Annotated in this window: 12 protein-coding genes; 7 read left to right on the forward strand and 5 right to left on the reverse strand. The window is 60.6% G+C overall.

The window, feature by feature from the left end; translation table 11 throughout:
- Positions 1-103 precede the first annotated feature (103 nt).
- From LOY36_RS02660 to LOY36_RS02670, 3 genes are all read left to right on the forward strand, one after another.
- Positions 104-3,379: a DUF2126 domain-containing protein gene (locus LOY36_RS02660; protein WP_258672202.1), complete on the forward strand. Its 3,276-nt coding sequence runs from the start codon at positions 104-106 to the stop codon at positions 3,377-3,379.
- Positions 3,380-3,467: 88 nt separating this feature from the next.
- A complete protein-coding gene (locus LOY36_RS02665) occupies positions 3,468-5,954 on the forward strand; it encodes a circularly permuted type 2 ATP-grasp protein (RefSeq protein ID WP_019650682.1) in 2,487 nt (828 codons plus the stop codon).
- Positions 5,954-6,844, forward strand: a complete 891-nt coding sequence (locus tag LOY36_RS02670) for a transglutaminase family protein (RefSeq protein ID WP_019650681.1) — start codon at positions 5,954-5,956, stop codon at positions 6,842-6,844. Before LOY36_RS02665 ends, LOY36_RS02670 begins: the two co-directional genes overlap by 1 nt.
- 130 nt (positions 6,845-6,974) lie before the next feature.
- On the opposite strand, the gene LOY36_RS02675 is transcribed toward LOY36_RS02670, so the two are convergent.
- Together LOY36_RS02675 and LOY36_RS02680 are read right to left on the reverse strand one after the other, a co-directional pair.
- Complete coding sequence (locus LOY36_RS02675; protein WP_019650680.1) at positions 6,975-7,166, reverse strand: hypothetical protein; 192 nt, start codon at positions 7,164-7,166, stop codon at positions 6,975-6,977.
- A 68-nt stretch (positions 7,167-7,234) separates the two neighbouring features.
- On the reverse strand, positions 7,235-7,822 hold the full coding sequence (locus LOY36_RS02680) for a TIGR00730 family Rossman fold protein (RefSeq protein WP_018928486.1): 588 nt from the start codon (positions 7,820-7,822) through the stop codon (positions 7,235-7,237).
- Between the two features lie 345 nt (positions 7,823-8,167).
- Here LOY36_RS02680 and azu point away from each other — a divergent pair, with 345 nt between their 5' ends.
- Entirely contained in the window at positions 8,168-8,614 is a 447-nt protein-coding gene (azu, locus tag LOY36_RS02685; protein WP_019650679.1) for an azurin, read from the forward strand.
- A gap of 71 nt (positions 8,615-8,685) precedes the next feature.
- On the opposite strand, the gene nadE is transcribed toward azu, so the two are convergent.
- The 3 genes from nadE to LOY36_RS02700 all read right to left on the reverse strand — a co-directional run bounded on the left by nadE (position 8,686) and on the right by LOY36_RS02700 (position 11,910).
- Positions 8,686-9,513: an ammonia-dependent NAD(+) synthetase gene (nadE, locus tag LOY36_RS02690; RefSeq protein WP_019650678.1), complete on the reverse strand. Its 828-nt coding sequence runs from the start codon at positions 9,511-9,513 to the stop codon at positions 8,686-8,688.
- Positions 9,514-9,517: 4 nt separating this feature from the next.
- Entirely contained in the window at positions 9,518-10,744 is a 1,227-nt protein-coding gene (gene pncB, locus LOY36_RS02695; RefSeq protein WP_019650677.1) for a nicotinate phosphoribosyltransferase, read from the reverse strand.
- A 254-nt stretch (positions 10,745-10,998) separates the two neighbouring features.
- Positions 10,999-11,910, reverse strand: a complete 912-nt coding sequence (locus LOY36_RS02700; RefSeq protein WP_019650676.1) for a LysR family transcriptional regulator — start codon at positions 11,908-11,910, stop codon at positions 10,999-11,001.
- A 187-nt stretch (positions 11,911-12,097) separates the two neighbouring features.
- Between LOY36_RS02700 and LOY36_RS02705 the strand changes: the two genes are divergently transcribed.
- The 3 genes from LOY36_RS02705 to LOY36_RS02715 all read left to right on the forward strand — a co-directional run bounded on the left by LOY36_RS02705 (position 12,098) and on the right by LOY36_RS02715 (position 16,535).
- Positions 12,098-13,588 (forward strand): aldehyde dehydrogenase family protein, encoded by a 1,491-nt coding sequence (locus LOY36_RS02705; RefSeq protein WP_258672204.1) that lies wholly within the window; start codon positions 12,098-12,100, stop codon positions 13,586-13,588.
- Between the two features lie 166 nt (positions 13,589-13,754).
- Entirely contained in the window at positions 13,755-15,038 is a 1,284-nt protein-coding gene (locus LOY36_RS02710) for an FAD-binding oxidoreductase (RefSeq protein WP_019650674.1), read from the forward strand.
- 363 nt (positions 15,039-15,401) lie between these two features.
- Positions 15,402-16,535 carry a branched-chain amino acid ABC transporter substrate-binding protein gene (locus LOY36_RS02715; protein WP_018928479.1) on the forward strand — a complete coding sequence of 378 codons (1,134 nt, stop codon included), beginning with the start codon at positions 15,402-15,404 and terminating at the stop codon, positions 16,533-16,535.
- Positions 16,536-16,694: the final 159 nt, after the last annotated feature.

The raw sequence follows: 16,694 nt of genomic DNA on the forward strand, positions 1-16,694 counted from the left end.
TGGTGCTGTACTGCCTCAAGCAATTGGAGAAAGCGCCAACGCCGCTGTCTGGCATAAGTCTTGCGCGCTTTCCTATAAGTTTAAGGCTCGCAGGAGGCACGCCGTGTCGATTCATGTCGCATTGCATCACGTCACGCATTACCGCTACGACCGCGCCGTCGAGCTCGGTCCGCAGATCGTTCGCCTGCGTCCGGCTGCCCACAGCCGCACGCGGATACTGTCCTATGCGCTGAAGGTCTCGCCCGAGCAGCATTTCATCAACTGGCAACAAGACCCTCAGGGCAATTACCTGGCGCGGTTGGTGTTCCCGGAGAAAACCGATGAACTGAGGATCGAGGTCGACCTGCTGGCCGAGATGGCAGTCTTCAATCCCTTCGACTTCTTCCTCGAGCCCTACGCCGAGAAGATCCCTTTCGCCTATGCAGCGGATGAGCGCAAAGAGCTGGCGCCGTACCTGGAAACCTTGCCCCTGACGCCGACATTCAAGGCCTATCTGGACGGCATCGACCGCACGCCGCTGCCCAGCGTGGATTTCCTCGTCGCACTCAACCAGCGCCTGAGCGAAGACATCGGTTACCTGATTCGTATGGAGCCGGGCGTACAGACCCCGGAATACACCCTCGAGCATGCTTCCGGCTCCTGCCGCGACTCGGCGTGGTTGTTGGTGCAGTTGCTGCGCAACCTCGGCCTGGCGGCGCGATTCGTTTCCGGTTACCTGATTCAGCTGACCGCCGACGTCAAAAGCCTCGACGGTCCCTCGGGCACTGAAGTGGATTTCACTGACCTGCATGCCTGGTGCGAAGTCTATTTGCCCGGTGCAGGCTGGATCGGCCTGGACGCGACCTCGGGGTTGTTTGCCGGTGAAGGACACATTCCGTTGGCGTGCAGTCCCGACCCATCCTCTGCGGCACCGATCAGTGGTTTGGTGGAACCGTGCGAGTGCGAATTCACCCACGAAATGTCGGTCGAGCGGATTTGGGAAGCGCCAAGGGTTACCAAACCCTACACCGAAGACCAATGGCTGGCGATTCAGGCGTTGGGCCGGCAGATCGATGCCGATTTGCTCGAAGGCGACGTGCGCCTGACCATGGGCGGTGAGCCGACATTCGTTTCCATTGATGACCCGGACGGCGCCGAGTGGAACACCGCCGCGCTCGGGCCAGACAAGCGGCGCCTCTCCGCCGAACTGTTCCAGCGCATGCGCAAGCATTACGCGCCCAAGGGCCTGGTGCATTTCGGTCAGGGCAAGTGGTACCCCGGCGAGCAACTGCCGCGCTGGTCGCTGAACTGCTATTGGCGCCGCGATGGCGTGCCGATCTGGCATAACAGCGCGCTGATTGCCGATGAGCAGGAAGATTACGGCGCCGATGGTGAACTGGCCGGGCGTTTTCTGGCGAGCGTCGCCGAACGCTTGAAAATTCCGACACGCTTCGTGTTCCCGGCCTACGAAGACAATTTCTATTACCTCTGGCGTGAAGGCGCCTTACCGCAGAACGTCAGCGCTGAAGACTCACGCCTGGAAGAACCTTTGGAGCGTGCGCGCCTGCGCAAAGTCTTCAGTCAAGGCCTGGACAAGGTCATCGGTCAGGTCCTGCCGCTGGCGCGCACCGCCAAGGGCGATCAATGGCAGAGCGGTCGCTGGTACCTGCGCGAGGAACACTGCCGGTTGGTGCCGGGGGATTCGCCACTGGGGTATCGCTTGCCGCTCGGTTCGCAGCCTTGGGTGAAAGCCGCGGAGTACCCGTTCATTCACCCCACGGACCCGAATCAGGATTTCCCGGCGCTGCCGGACACCGAGCAGCTACAGAATCACGCTCAACCGAAAACGGCCGACGAACGTGTACCCGAGATCGACCAGTCCGCCGACTGGCTGACCCGCACCGCGTTCTGCGCCGAAGCACGTGAAGGTCGGTTGTACCTGTTCATGCCGCCACTGGAGCGGGTCGAGGACTACCTGGAGCTGGTCGCCGCCATCGAAGCCACCGCCGAGGAACTGCATTGCCCGGTATTGCTGGAAGGCTATGAACCGCCGAGCGATCCGCGCCTGAGCAACTTCCGCATTACCCCGGATCCGGGCGTGATCGAGGTCAACGTCCAGCCGTCCGCCACCTGGGACGAGTTGGTGGAACGCACCGAGTTTCTTTATGAAGAGGCGCGCCAGACCCGGCTGACCACCGAGAAGTTCATGATCGATGGCCGGCACACCGGCACCGGCGGCGGCAACCATTTCGTCCTGGGTGGCGCGACCCCGGCTGACTCACCGTTTCTGCGCCGTCCTGACCTGCTGCGCAGCCTGATCAGCTACTGGCATAACCACCCATCCCTGTCCTACCTGTTTTCCGGGCTGTTCATCGGTCCGACATCCCAGGCACCGCGGGTGGACGAAGCGCGCAATGATTCGCTGTATGAGCTGGAAATCGCCTTCGCCCAGATGCCGACGCCAGGCGAAGAATGCCCGCCATGGCTGGTGGATCGCTTGCTTCGCAATTTGCTGATCGACGTGACCGGCAACACCCACCGCGCCGAGTTCTGCATCGACAAGCTCTATTCACCGGACGGCGCCACCGGACGCCTCGGCTTGCTGGAACTGCGAGCCTTTGAAATGCCGCCCCATGCACGCATGAGCCTGGCTCAGCAGTTGTTGTTGCGGGCGCTGGTGGCGCGGTTCTGGCGCGAGCCTTATGCGCCGCCGAAACTGGCGCGCTGGGGCACCGAACTGCACGACCGGTTCCTGCTGCCGCACTTTATCGAGCAGGATTTCGCCGATGTGATCGTCGACCTGAATGCCGCCGGTTATCCGGTGCGGGCAGAGTGGTTCGCGGCGCATCTGGAGTTCCGTTTTCCCAAGGTCGGCGACTACGCCGTCAGCGGCATCGAGCTGGAATTGCGTCAGGCGCTGGAGCCCTGGCATGTGTTGGGCGAAGAGGGCAGCGCGGGCGGTACGGTGCGTTATGTGGATTCGTCCCTGGAACGTTTGCAGGTCAAGCTGACGGGGTTGGCGCCGCAACGTTATCTGCTGACCTGCAATGGCATCCCGGTGCCGTTACAACCTACCGGTCGGGTCGGCGAGTTCGTCGCCGGTGTACGTTTCCGTGCCTGGCAACCGTACAACTGTCTGCAACCGACTATCCCGGTCCACGCACCGCTGGTGTTCGACTTGCTCGACACCTGGATGGGGCGCTCGCTGGGCGGTTGTCAGTACCACGTCGCCCATCCGGGCGGGCGCAACTACGACAGCCTGCCGGTGAACGCCAATGAGGCCGAGAGCCGGCGGATGGCGCGTTTCTTCCGCGTCGGACACTCGCCAGGGAAACTTCCGATACCGAATCTGGAAATCAACGACGAGCTGCCGATGACGCTCGATTTACGACGTTTTTAAACCGTACGCGACGCTCGGATTTTTCGTCTATCCGGGCGTCATGAGCCTGCGTTAGTCTGACCGTTCTTTGCTGTCTGCCGAGCTTTCCATGCCTGACCTGCTTGACCGCTACCCGTTGACCGCGGGCACCTATCACGAACTGCTCGACAACAGCGGCGCCGTGCGCCCGCACTGGCGGCGGCTGTTCGATCAATTGCAACGCAGCACGCCAGCGCAACTGGTGCAGCGTCAGGCGCTGCTGACCCGGCAGATTCAGGAAAACGGCGTGACCTACAATGTCTACGCCGACCCCAAGGGCGCCGATCGGCCGTGGGAGCTGGATTTGTTGCCTCATGTGATTGCAGCCGATGAGTGGCAGCAGTTATCGGCCGGGATCGCTCAACGGGCGCGTTTGCTCAATGCTGTGCTGGCGGACCTGTACGGTCCTCAACGCTTGATCGCCGAAGGCCTGCTGCCGGCTGAACTGGTGTTCGGTCATAACAACTTCCTCTGGCCTTGCCAGGGCATTGCCCCGCCCGACGGGGCTTTTCTGCATCTGTATGCGGTGGATCTGGCGCGCACGCCTGACGGTCGCTGGTGGGTGACCGCCGACCGCACTCAAGCGCCATCCGGTGCCGGTTACGCCCTGGAAAACCGCACCATCGTGTCCCGAGCGTTCCCCGAGTTGTACCGCGACTTGAAGGTGCGGCACCTGTCCGGGTTCTTCCGCACACTTCAGGAAACACTCGCCCGGCAGGCGCCGAGCGACGATGAAGCGCCACTGGTGGTCCTGCTGACACCGGGGCGTTTCAATGAAAGCTATTTCGAGCACTTGTACCTGGCTCGTCAGCTCGGTTATCCACTGGTGGAAGGCGGTGATCTGACCGTCCGTGATGCCACGGTGTACCTGAAGACCTTGAGCGGGCTGCGTCGGGTTCACGCGATCATGCGTCGGCTCGACGATGATTTCTGCGACCCGCTGGAGCTGCGCACCGACTCGGCCCTTGGCGTGCCGGGGCTGCTCGAAGCGGTGCGTCAGGGCCGGGTGTTGGTGGCCAACGCCCTCGGCAGCGGTGTGCTGGAGTCGCCGGGTTTGCTGGGCTTCCTGCCGAGAATCAATCAATTCCTGTTCGGCGAAGAATTGATCCTGCCGTCCATCGCAACCTGGTGGTGCGGCGAAGCGCCGGTGCTGGCCCAGGCCTTGGAGAAACTGCCGGAACTGTTGATCAAACCAGCATTTCCGTCGCAGAGCTTCGCACCGGTGTTTGGGCGTGATTTGAGTGAAAAACAGCGCCAGGCTCTGGCCGAGCGCATGCAGGCACGGCCTTATGCCTATGTTGCGCAAGAATTGGCGCAACTGTCCCAGGCGCCGATCTGGCAGGCCGAAGGCGGACAGTTGCAACCGCGAGCCATCGGCATGCGCGTGTATGCGGTGGCCAGTCGGGAGGGTTATCGAGTGCTGTCCGGTGGCCTGACCCGGGTTGCCGCCGAGGCCGATGCCGAAGCGGTGTCGATGCAGCGCGGCGGTGCGAGCAAGGACACCTGGGTATTGGGCGATCACCCGCCCAGCGGCGAACAATGGAAAGCCCAGCGCAACATTGGCGTTCACGATCTGGTGCGCCGTGATCCGTATCTGCCATCGCGGGTGGTCGAGAATCTGTTCTGGTTCGGCCGTTACTGCGAGCGCTGCGATGACAGCGCGCGGCTACTGAGGGTCATGCTCGCGCGCTATGTCGATGGCGATGACCCGCAAGCCCTGGAGGCGGCGGTCGATCTCGGTGAACGCCTGAATCTGTTGCCGGAGGAGGGTGAGTTGCCGGAACGATTGCTGGCGGCGCTGCTCGGCGATGATTGGCCGTTCAGCCTGCGCTCCAATCTGCAGCGTTTGCAGTGGGCGGCGTCGCAAGTACGCGGCAAGCTCTCGCGAGAGAACTGGCAAGCGCTGGTGGAGTTGCAGCGCGAGGCTATGGGGCTGGAAACCGAAGAGCCGGATTTCGGCGAGTTGCTGGACTTCCTCAATCGGTTGGTGATGTCGCTGGCGGCGCTGTCCGGTTTTGCCCTCGACGACATGACCCGGGATGAGGGCTGGCGTTTCCTGATGATCGGTCGGCGAATCGAACGGCTGCAATTTCTCAGCGGCAGTCTGGCGGCGTTTTTGCGCGGCGCAGGGGCTTTCGATCAGGCCGGGCTGGAGTGGCTGCTGGAACTGGGTAACAGCAGCATCACCTACCGATCGCGGTACCTGGCGGTGGCGCAATTGATCCCGGTGCTCGACCTGCTGCTGCTCGACGAGCAGAACCCGCACGCGGTGCTGTTCCAGTTGAAACTGGTGACCCGTACGTTGAAGCGCTTGAACGACGACTTCGGCGCGCCGCGCGAAACGGGTCTGCTGCAGTTGGTGGAGCGGCTGGTGCACTTCGATCTGGGCTGCCTGGAGAACTCGCTGTTCGGCGAGGCCAGTGTTCACGCCGCCTTAGAGGGGCTGGCAGATCTGCTGCAAGAGATCGCCGATGCCAGCGGACAGGTGTCGGATCGCCTGGCCTTGCGCCATTTCGCCCATGTCGATGATGTCAGCCAGCGCACGGTGTCCGTCTGATGAGTGCCCATTACCAGATTTTCCACGACACCCATTATCACTACGACAGCCCGGTATCCCTGGCCCAGCAACTGGCGCACCTGTGGCCGCGCGCCTGTGCCTGGCAGCGCTGTACCGAACAGCAGTTGCAGATCAGTCCCCAGCCGACTTCACGCCGGGATGAGCTGGATGTGTTCGGCAATCCGCTGACCCGGTTGGCGTTCGAGCGCCCCCACGATGAGTTGCTGGTCAACGCTCGGCTCACCGTCGAAGTGCTGGAACGGCCGTCACTGGACTTCAATCAATCACCGGCCTGGGAAGCGACCTGCAACGCGCTGACCTACAGCAGTCAGCCACTCTCGCCTGCGTTGCTGGAAGCCTGCCGTTATCGGTTCGAATCGCCCTACGTGCATTTGAAGCGCAGTTTCGTCGAGTTCTCCGAAAGTTGCTTTCCTGCTGGCCGGCCATTGCTGCTGGGTGTTCAAGCGTTGATGGAGAAGATCTTCAGCGAGTTCACCTTCGACGCCGAGGCGACCCAAGTGGCGACGCCGTTGGTGGAAGTGCTGGAGAGGCGTCGTGGGGTTTGCCAGGACTTCGCGCATTTGATGCTCGCTTGCCTGCGCTCCCGTGGGTTGGCGGCGCGGTACGTCAGCGGCTATCTGCTGACACAGCCCCCACCGGGCCAGCCACGGCTGATCGGCGCCGATGCGTCGCATGCGTGGGTGTCGGTGTTTTGCCCGGTGCTGGGTTGGGTGGATTTTGACCCGACCAACAATGTGCAACCGGCGCTGGAGCACATCACCCTGGCCTGGGGCCGGGATTTTTCCGATGTGTCGCCGTTGCGTGGGGTGATTCTGGGCGGCGGCAGCCATGATCCCGAAGTTCGGGTGACAGTGATGCCATTGGAGTAGCGCAGACCCCACGTGGGTATGTGTTTTTTTGGAGGAAGGTTTCAATTTGGCCTGTGAGGGTCAGCAACATCGTTGCTGACCCTGGACACAGATCCGGTGGGCCTGATCAGATCATCGGGCCCGGAGGGTCTCAGGCGTCGGGCGCCTGATCTTTCGGTGCTTCAGCATCATCTTCTGCCGCCACTTCACCTTCTGCATCCGGGTTCAGTGCTGCTGCTTCTTCTTCAGCTGTAGCTTTCTTGCGCTGAAGCTTTTCCTCTTTCTTCTGCTCCTTGGCCAAGTCTCTCTGACGTTTGGCGAAGGAATAATTAGGTTTAGCCATGGGCGATCCTCTGGGGTCGAAGGTGAGGTTGAGCGGCGCATATTCTGCCCTGTATCGGCACCGAGCCGTTAGCTGGGTTTTTGCTCGGTCCATTTTGGCGGTACCGAGGGTTGCCAGGCGTCCAGTGCATCGAGCAGGGTTTGCGGTGATTCGCTCATTTGCAGCATGTCACGGTGCTGCCCGCGAACGAAGCCTTCGCCGACGATATGATCGAGAAAAGACGTCAACTTGCTGTAGAAACCGTTCACTTCCAGCAAACCCAGCGGTTTGCCGTGATAACCGAGCTGGCCCCAGGTCCAGACTTCGAACAGCTCTTCCAGCGTGCCCAGACCGCCGGGCAAGGCAATGAAGGCATCGCTGAGCTCGGCCATTCGCGCCTTGCGCGCATGCATGCCGTCGACCACTTCCAGGCGGGTCAGGCCGCTGTGGCCGATTTCCTTGTCCTTGAGGCTCTGCGGAATGATCCCGATCACTTCGCCACCGGCCGCCAGTGCGGCATCAGCCACAATCCCCATCAGCCCGACAGCGCCGCCGCCATAGACCAGGGTCAGCTTGCGCTCGGCCAATGCTCGCCCCAGGGCGACAGCCGCTTCACGATAAGCCGGATTGGTGCCGGTGCTGGCACCGCAAAATACACAAACGGACGTTAAAGACATGCCTTACTCCATGGTCAACCAGGACCACAGAGTAAAGGCAGGCTCGCATCGTTCCAAGGGTTAAACCGCGCGTTCAGGTGTTTCGTAAGTGCCACTGGCGCCACAGGCGTAGGCGGCCAACAAACTGCTCAACAAGCTGCTGAAAGACATGACAGGCGCTCCAGGTGAGTAATGATGGCGCTGATGATAGGGCCGTCCCAGACGTCTGGCTGGTAGATTGTTTCGATGGGTGTCATAGCCCGAAAGTTGTATACAATTTTTGATTCAGGTCATAGGAACTTGCGAAGATTTCAGGCAGTCTTCTGTCCATTCGCACTTTTGTTAACCCTGCCTTGGAGATTCACCATGTTTGCCAAACTTGTTGCGGTATCCCTGCTGACACTGGCCAGCAGCCAATTGATGGCTGCTGAGTGCAAAACGACCATCGACTCCACCGATCAGATGTCCTTCAACACCAAGGCCATTGAAATCGACAAAAGCTGCAAGACCTTCACCGTTGAACTGACCCACTCCGGCAGCCTGCCGAAAAACGTCATGGGCCATAACCTGGTGATCAGCAAAGAGGCTGACATGCAGCCGATCGCCACCGACGGCCTGTCGGCTGGCATCGACAAGAATTACCTGAAAGAAGGTGATACCCGCGTCATCGCTCACACCAAAGTCATTGGCGCTGGCGAAAAGGATTCTGTGACGTTCGATGTGTCGAAGCTCAATGCAGCCGAAAAATACGGCTTCTTCTGCTCGTTCCCGGGCCACATCTCGATGATGAAAGGCACGGTTACACTGAAGTAATCGATTCAAACGCATAAAAAAAGCGTCCACCCGGGACGCTTTTTTTGTGCTCATTTCTACAGGGGACAGAATCAAGGCGCGAACGGCATCACACGCTTGTGATGAGTCTTCTTGTACGTATCACAAATGATCTTGAACGCTTCTTCGCGCACCGGTTCGCCGTGCAGGAAGGCGTCGATCTCGGCGTAGGTCACGCCGTGGGACGCTTCGTCCGGTTTGCCCGGCGACAGGTCTTCGAGGTCGGCGGTCGGGGTTTTTTCCACCAGCGACTCCGGCGCGCCAAAGCTGCGGGCAATTGCCCGGACCTGGTTTTTCACCAGGCCGCTCAGCGGTGCGAGGTCGCAGGCACCGTCACCGAATTTGGTGAAGAAACCCATCACGGCTTCTGCCGCGTGGTCGGTGCCGATCACCAGGCCATGAGCCGCGCCAGCGATGGTGTATTGCGCGACCATGCGCATCCGCGCCTTGGTATTGCCCAATACGAAATCCACCGAGACTGCCTCCTTGCCTTCGAAGGCTGCCACTTCACTGGCCAGGGATTTGACTGCCGGGCCGATGTTCACCGTGTGGCGTTCGTCAGGGGCGATGAAGTCCACCGAGGCCTGGGCGTCGTGTTCATCGAACTGCGTCTGGTACGGCAGGCGCACGGCGATGAACTTGTAGCGGTTATCACCGGTACGTTCACGCAGTTCACGTACGGCGCGTTGGGCCAGCAGGCCGGCGGTCAGGGAGTCGACGCCGCCGCTGATACCGAGCACCAGGGCCTTGAGCCCGGAATTGACCAGGCAATCCTGAATGAAGGTGATTCGCCGGGCGACTTCAGCCTCAAGGGCGAGTTGATCCACAAACGGCGGTTGGACCTTGAGCTGTTCAGCAATCTCACGCTGTACGGCTTGCATGAATTCACTCCTTGCTTGATGTACTGGAAAGGGTGGCAGGTACTTGGAAAACGTGTCGCAAATAGGCGACGAAATTCGGGTCTTTGCAGTGAGTCTTGCCAGGCTCATCAGAAATCTTGGCCACCGGTTGGCCGTTGCATGCGGTCATTTTAAGCACGATGCTCATCGGTTCGACACCCGGAATGTCACAGGTCAGGTTAGTGCCGATACCGAAACTGACATTGATCCGACCGCGCAACGCCCGAAAAATCTCCAGGGACTTGGGCAACGTCAGGCTGTCGGAAAACACCAGGGTCTTGCTCATCGGGTCGATGCCCAGCTTGTGGTAGTGGGCGATGGCCTTTTCCGCCCAGAGCACCGGGTCACCGGAGTCGTGACGCAAGCCGTCGAAGAGCTTGGCAAAGAACAGGTCGAAATCGCCGAGAAACGCATCGGAAGTGATGCAGTCGGTCAGGGCGATCCCCAGCAGGCCACGGTACTCGCGGACCCAGCAGTCGAGGGCGGCGATCTGGCTGTCGATCAGCCGCGGACCGAGTTGCTGGTGGGCCATGATCCATTCGTGGGCCATGGTGCCCAGCGGCTTCATGTCCAGCTCGCGGGACAGGTGCACGTTGCTGGTGCCGACGAAACGACCGGGGAAGTCGTGCTTGAGCACGTTCACCACTTCTTCCTGCACGCGATACGAGAAGCGTCGGCGAGTGCCGAAATCGGCTACCTGCAACTCGGACAATTCGTCGGTGCTGGCGTTGGCGGTCAACCAGTCGAACTTGCGATAGAGCTGCTCGCGGGCCTGTTCCAGGACGATTTCCCGGTAGCGATAGCGGTTGCGCACTTCGCTGACCATGGCCAGCAACGGCACTTCGAACAGAATCACGTGCAGCCACGGCCCGCGCAGGCGGATGAACAACTCGCCGTTTTCAATGCCGGTGTGGATATAGCGCAGATTGAAACGGAACAGTCCGAGAAAGCGCAGAAAGTCCGGTTTCAGGAAGCTGATGCGCTCCAGGAAGCTCAACTGATCGGCGCTCAGGCTCAACTCGGCCAGGCGCTCGATCTGGAAACGGATCTCCGCCAGGTACGGGCGCAGATCCTCGCTGTTACGGCAACGAAACTCCCATTCGACTTCCACGTTAGGGTAGTTGTGCAGCACCGCCTGCATCATCGTCAATTTGTAGAAGTCGGTGTCGAGCAGGTTCTGCACGATGCGATCGGCAAACACACTCTCGCTCATAACGGGTCTCCAGGCGGGTCGCGGCCCGTGGCCGCGACGTTGCAGCTGTTTCAATGAATGGGGCTAGTGGCGCATATCAGCGGTGAGGATTGCCAGCAATTTTTTGTGGCGAGGGGGCTTGCCCCCGTTCGGCTGCGCAGCAGTCGTAAATTCGGCATGCACGATCTGTCTGAGGGGCCACTATTGCAGGTTTTGGGGTCGCTACGCGACCCAACGGGGGCAAGCCCCCTCGCCACAGAGTTTTGCGTGATATTTCAATTTTGCGGTGCATCCGGATTATCCGTCCGCTCCAGCATCCACTTCACAAAATCCCGCACCTTGGGCACTTCCGCCGAATGCTCCGGATACGCCAGGTAATAGGCGTCGGTGCTGGGCATTGCATGCTGCCAGGGAATGACCAGTTTGCCGTCGGCCAATTCCTCTTCCACCAGAAACTTCGGCAACAGCGCCACGCCGCAGCCGACCTGGGCGGCGCGGATGCACATATAGAACGTTTCGAAACGCGGGCCGTGGTAGCTGTGTTCGGTGTGGTAGCCCTGACTGTCGAACCAGTCGTGCCAGGCCTGGGGCCGGGAGGCGTTTTGCAGCAGGACCAGGTCGGTGAGTTGGGTCGGATCGGTGAACGGTGTGTCCGGCAGACTGCCGGGGGCACACACAGGAACAAGCTCTTCGCCGAACAGCTTCAGGCATTCGGTGCCGGGCCGTGAGCCCTGGCCGAAGTAGAACGCCAGGTCGCTGCGGCCTTGCAGCAGATCGTCGGCTTCCTGCTCGCTGCACAGGTCCAGATGAATTGATGGATGACGCAGGCGCCAGCCTTTCAAGCGTGGCACCAGCCAGCGCGCGCCGAAGGTCGGAGGCGTGGAGACGCGCAAGACTTCGGTGTCACCGCCGTAGGAGCGCAGGTAATGGGTCGACATTTCGACTTGGGTGAGGATTTTTCGCACCTCCACCAAATACAAATCGCCGGCGGGGGTCATTTGCAGGCGTCGGCGCACCCGGCGGAACAGCAGGTGCTGCAACAACTCTTCGAGTTGCGCGACCTGTTTGCTCACGGCGCTCTGGGTCAGGTTCAGCTCTTCGGCGGCGCGGGTGAAGCTCAAATGCCGGGTCACGGCCTCGAAACACTGCAGCGCAGTGATCGACGGCAAGTAGCGTTTATTCAGCATCGGTTCTCCTTGTTCTTGTCTCTCTACGTGGCACGCGTGTTACCGGTAGATTCGCAGCATGAATAAACGGAATGATATCTCGCTTAATCGTCGTTTGTTGGAGAACCTCGGGAGCGCTAAAACTACAGGTCAGATCAGTCGAATCAATCCGGCTGCACGTTTTCTGTTTCTGCTCGAGGAGTGACCCATGGTTGCCGCATTGCTTGATCGTCTTGGTGTGAACCCGGCCCTGTACCAGAACGGCAAAGTGCCGGTGCATTCGCCCATCGACGGTAGTCGGATTGCCGCCGTGAACTGGGAAGGCGCCGCTGAAGTCGAGCAGCACATCAGTCGCGCAGATCATGCGTTCGAATTGTGGCGCAAGGTGCCGGCGCCGCGCCGTGGCGAACTGGTTCGTCAATTGGGCGACATCCTGCGCGAGTACAAGGCCGATCTCGGTGAGCTGGTTTCCTGGGAAGCCGGCAAGATCACTCAGGAAGGCCTGGGTGAAGTTCAGGAAATGATCGACATCTGCGACTTCGCGGTCGGTCTGTCCCGTCAGTTGTACGGTTTGACCATCGCCTCCGAGCGCCCTGGCCACCACATGCGCGAAACCTGGCACCCGCTGGGCATCGTCGGCGTGATCAGCGCGTTCAACTTCCCGGTCGCCGTCTGGGCCTGGAACGCGGCGCTGGCGCTGGTGTGCGGCAACCCGGTGATCTGGAAGCCGTCGGAGAAAACCCCGCTGACCGCGCTGGCCTGTCAGGCGCTGTTCGACCGTGTCCTGAAGAACTTCAGCGACGCCACGCCGCACCTGAGCCAAGTGATCATCGGTGGTCGCGATGCAGGCGAAGCCCTGGTCGATGACCCGCGTGTCGCGCTGATCAGCGCTACCGGCAGCACCCGCATGGGTCGCGAAGTGGCGCCGAAAATCGCCGCGCGTTTCGCCCGTAGCATTCTGGAACTGGGCGGTAATAACGCGATGATCCTCGGCCCAAGCGCCGATCTGGACATGGCCGTACGGGCGATTCTGTTCAGCGCCGTCGGCACTGCCGGTCAGCGTTGCACCACCTTGCGTCGCCTGATTGCCCACGAATCGGTGAAAGAAGAAATCGTCACCCGCCTGAAAGCCGCTTACTCCAAGGTGCGCATCGGCCATCCACTGGAAGGCAACCTGATCGGGCCGCTGATCGACAAACACAGCTTCGACAACATGCAGGACGCGCTGGAGCAAGCCTTGAGCGAAGGCGGTCGGGTGTTTGGCGGCCAGCGTCAGCTGGAAGATAAATTCCCCAACGCTTACTACGTTTCGCCGGCCATCGTCGAAATGCCGGAACAGAGCGATGTGGTGCGCGACGAAACCTTCGCGCCGATTCTGTACGTGATCGGTTACACCGATTTCGAAGAGGCATTGCGCCTGAACAACGCCGTGCCACAGGGCCTGTCGTCGTGCATTTTCACCACCGACGTGCGTGAAGCCGAGCGGTTCATGTCAGCGGTGGGCAGCGATTGCGGCATCGCCAACGTCAACATCGGCCCGAGCGGCGCGGAAATCGGCGGCGCGTTCGGCGGCGAGAAGGAAACGGGCGGTGGTCGTGAGTCGGGCTCCGACGCATGGCGCGGGTACATGCGCCGTCAGACCAACACCGTGAACTATTCGCTGGAATTGCCGTTGGCTCAGGGGATTACGTTCGACTGACACAATGGTGGTGCGCCTTAAAAGATCGTCCGAACGCGGCCCGAACCTTCGGCAGCTCCTACGGGATTGTGCCTGGCTGCGGTTTTGTAGGAGCTGCCGCAGGCTGCGATCTTTTGGCGGCCTCTGCACAACGAGGGTTGGTTAGGTTTCTGATTGGAGTCTGGCAATGCCGTTACGCGAAGAGTGTCTGTGGGAAAAACTGACGCCGCAAAGGCCCGACAATGCGGCGCTCAAGGGGGAAGTGACGGTGGATGTCTGCGTCATCGGTGCCGGTTTCACCGGGCTGTCGGCGGCGGTGCATCTGCTGGAGCAAGGCAAAAGTGTCTGTGTGCTGGAAGCGCATCGCGCCGGCCATGGCGGTTCGGGGCGTAACGTCGGGCTGGTCAACGCCGGGATGTGGATTCCTCCGGACGAAATCGAAGCCGGTTTTGGCAAGGCGGTCGGCAGTCAGCTCAACCGTATGCTCGGAGCGGCGCCGTCGCTGGTGTTCAGCCTCGTCGACAAATACAACATCGATTGCCAGTTGCGCCGCGAAGGCACGCTGCACATGGCGCACAACGCGCGTGGCGAGGCGGACCTGCGCAGTCGCGAAGAACAATGGAAACGTCGTGGGGCACCGGTGGAGCTATTGACCGGAACTGCCTGCGAACAAGCCACGGGCACCAGGAAAATCGCCGCTGCGCTGCTCGACCGGCGTGCCGGCACGATCAACCCGATGGCCTACACCACGGGGCTGGCCAACGCGGCCATCGGCCTTGGCGGTCAGTTGTTCGATCATTCCCCGGTGACCCGACTCGAACGTCAGGGCCAGCGCTGGTCAGTGCAGACCGCCCAGGGTTCGGTGCTGGCCGAACAGGTGGTGATCGCCTCCAATGCTTATACCGAAGGCGACTGGACGGAACTACGCCGCAACTTCTTCCCCGGTTATTACTATCAAGTGGCTTCGGTGCCGCTGACCGAAGACGCCGCGCAGCAAATTCTGCCCGGTGGTCAGGGCTCCTGGGACACCCGGCAAGTGCTCAGCAGCATCCGTCGTGATGCCGAGGGGCGGTTGTTGCTCGGCAGTCTCGGCAATGGCAACCAGAAACCGACCTGGTTCCTCAAAGCCTGGGCCGATCGGGTTCAGCAGCATTACTTCCCCTACCTGAAACCGGTGGAATGGGAATGCACCTGGACCGGTTGCATCGCCTTCACCCCCGATCATTTGATGCGCCTGTTCGAGCCAGCGCCGGGTCTGGTGGCCGTCACCGGTTACAACGGACGAGGCGTGACCACCGGCACAGTGGTCGGCAAAGCCTTCGCCGACTACTTGTGTAACGGAAATCCTCAAGCCCTGCCGATTCCCTTCGCACCCATGCAGCCATTGGCGGGTGTGGGGCTGCGAAGCTGTCTGTATGAGGCCGGTTTTTCGCTGTATCACGCGGGCCAGTGCCTGCGGATCGTGATCTGATTGTTGAAATATGTTGCTGGAAGCAGCGCTTTTCAGCGAAGCGGCTAGCCTGTAATGGTGCGGGTTGTAGCAGTTGTGCACCGGCAGTGTGCAGTTCGGTGACGCGGGCTGTTACAGGCAGGTTGCACACCGTTTGGCGCTGCGGTTGCAATGATGGCGCATGCGGGTTGCGCCTTTTGAAATAAATGGTTTCACCTCCCGCGGTTTAGACGGTTGCACGCCCAATGAAAATGGGATCGAAACAGTCGAAATAACAAGAAAGCAGCGACTTTTTTCAGAATAAAAAACCGATGGCACGGCCCTTGCTCTGAGCATTCAGTGAAGTCGCAGTGCCAACTAAAAAAAACCTTGGAGCACCACCTCATGTCCCAGACGTTTTACAAGAAAGGCTTTCTGGCCCTCGCAGTGGCAGCTGCGTTGGGTGTTTCTGCGTTTGCACAGGCTGATGTGAAAATCGGTGTGGCGGGCCCTATGACAGGCGCCAACGCGGCATTTGGCGAGCAGTACATGAAGGGTGCGCAGGCAGCCGCCGATGCGGTCAACGCCGCCGGCGGTGTCAACGGGGAAAAAATCGTACTGGTCAAAGGCGATGACGCCTGCGAGCCGAAGCAGGCTGTGACGGTCGCCAAAGACCTGACTGAAAAGAAAGTCGTTGGTGTGGTAGGTCACTTCTGCTCCTCGTCGACCATCCCTGCCTCCGAGATCTACGACGAAGCCGGCATCATCACGATCACCCCAGGTTCCACCAACCCCAAGGTGACCGAGCGCGGCCTGAGTGCCATGTTCCGCATGTGCGGGCGTGACGACCAGCAAGGTATCGTGGCTGGCGACTATATCGTCGACGTGCTCAAGGGCAAGAAAGTCGCCGTGCTGCACGACAAGGACACCTATGGCCAAGGCTTGGCAGATGCCACCAAGGCTCAACTGATCAAGCGCGGCGTAACGCCAGTGCTGTATGAAGGCTTGACCCGCGGCGAGAAAGACTTCAGCGCCGTCGTCACCAAGATCCGTGCGGCCGGTGCCGACGTGGTCTACTTCGGCGGCTTGCACCCGGAAGCCGGTCCACTGGTTCGGCAGCTGCGTGAACAGGGCCTCAAAGACGTCAAGTTCATGTCCGATGACGGCATCGTGACTGACGAACTGGTGACCACCGCCGGTGGCCCACAGAACGTTGATGGCGTACTGATGACCTTCGGCGCCGACCCACGTCTGCTGCCAGACAGCAAGACCGTGGTAGACGCCTTCCGCAAGGCCGGCACCGAACCTGAAGGCTACACCCTGTACGCCTACGCTTCGGTCCAGACCCTGGCCGCGGCGTTCAATGGCGCCAAATCCAACAAGGGCGAAGACGCTGCCAAATGGCTGAAAGCCAACCCGGTCAAGACCGTCATGGGCGAGAAGACCTGGGACAGCAAGGGCGACCTGAAAGTCTCCGACTACGTGGTTTACAAGTGGGACAAGGACGGCAAATACCACCAGCTGGAAAAACAGAAGTGATATGAGCGGTTGATCTGCCCGGCGCCTTGCGCGCCGGGCAGTCCTGAAACATGTCCGTGCAGTACCTGTCTTTTCTCGTAGAGCTGCACACCAGCGTGTTGCACCGGCGGCTGAACCCCGGTCCGTTGCAACTGGCTTCTGTGCAGTCTCTCAAGTGCG

It is taken from the genome of Pseudomonas sp. B21-019, from assembly GCF_024749225.1.
In the GTDB taxonomy this organism is placed as follows: domain Bacteria; phylum Pseudomonadota; class Gammaproteobacteria; order Pseudomonadales; family Pseudomonadaceae; genus Aquipseudomonas.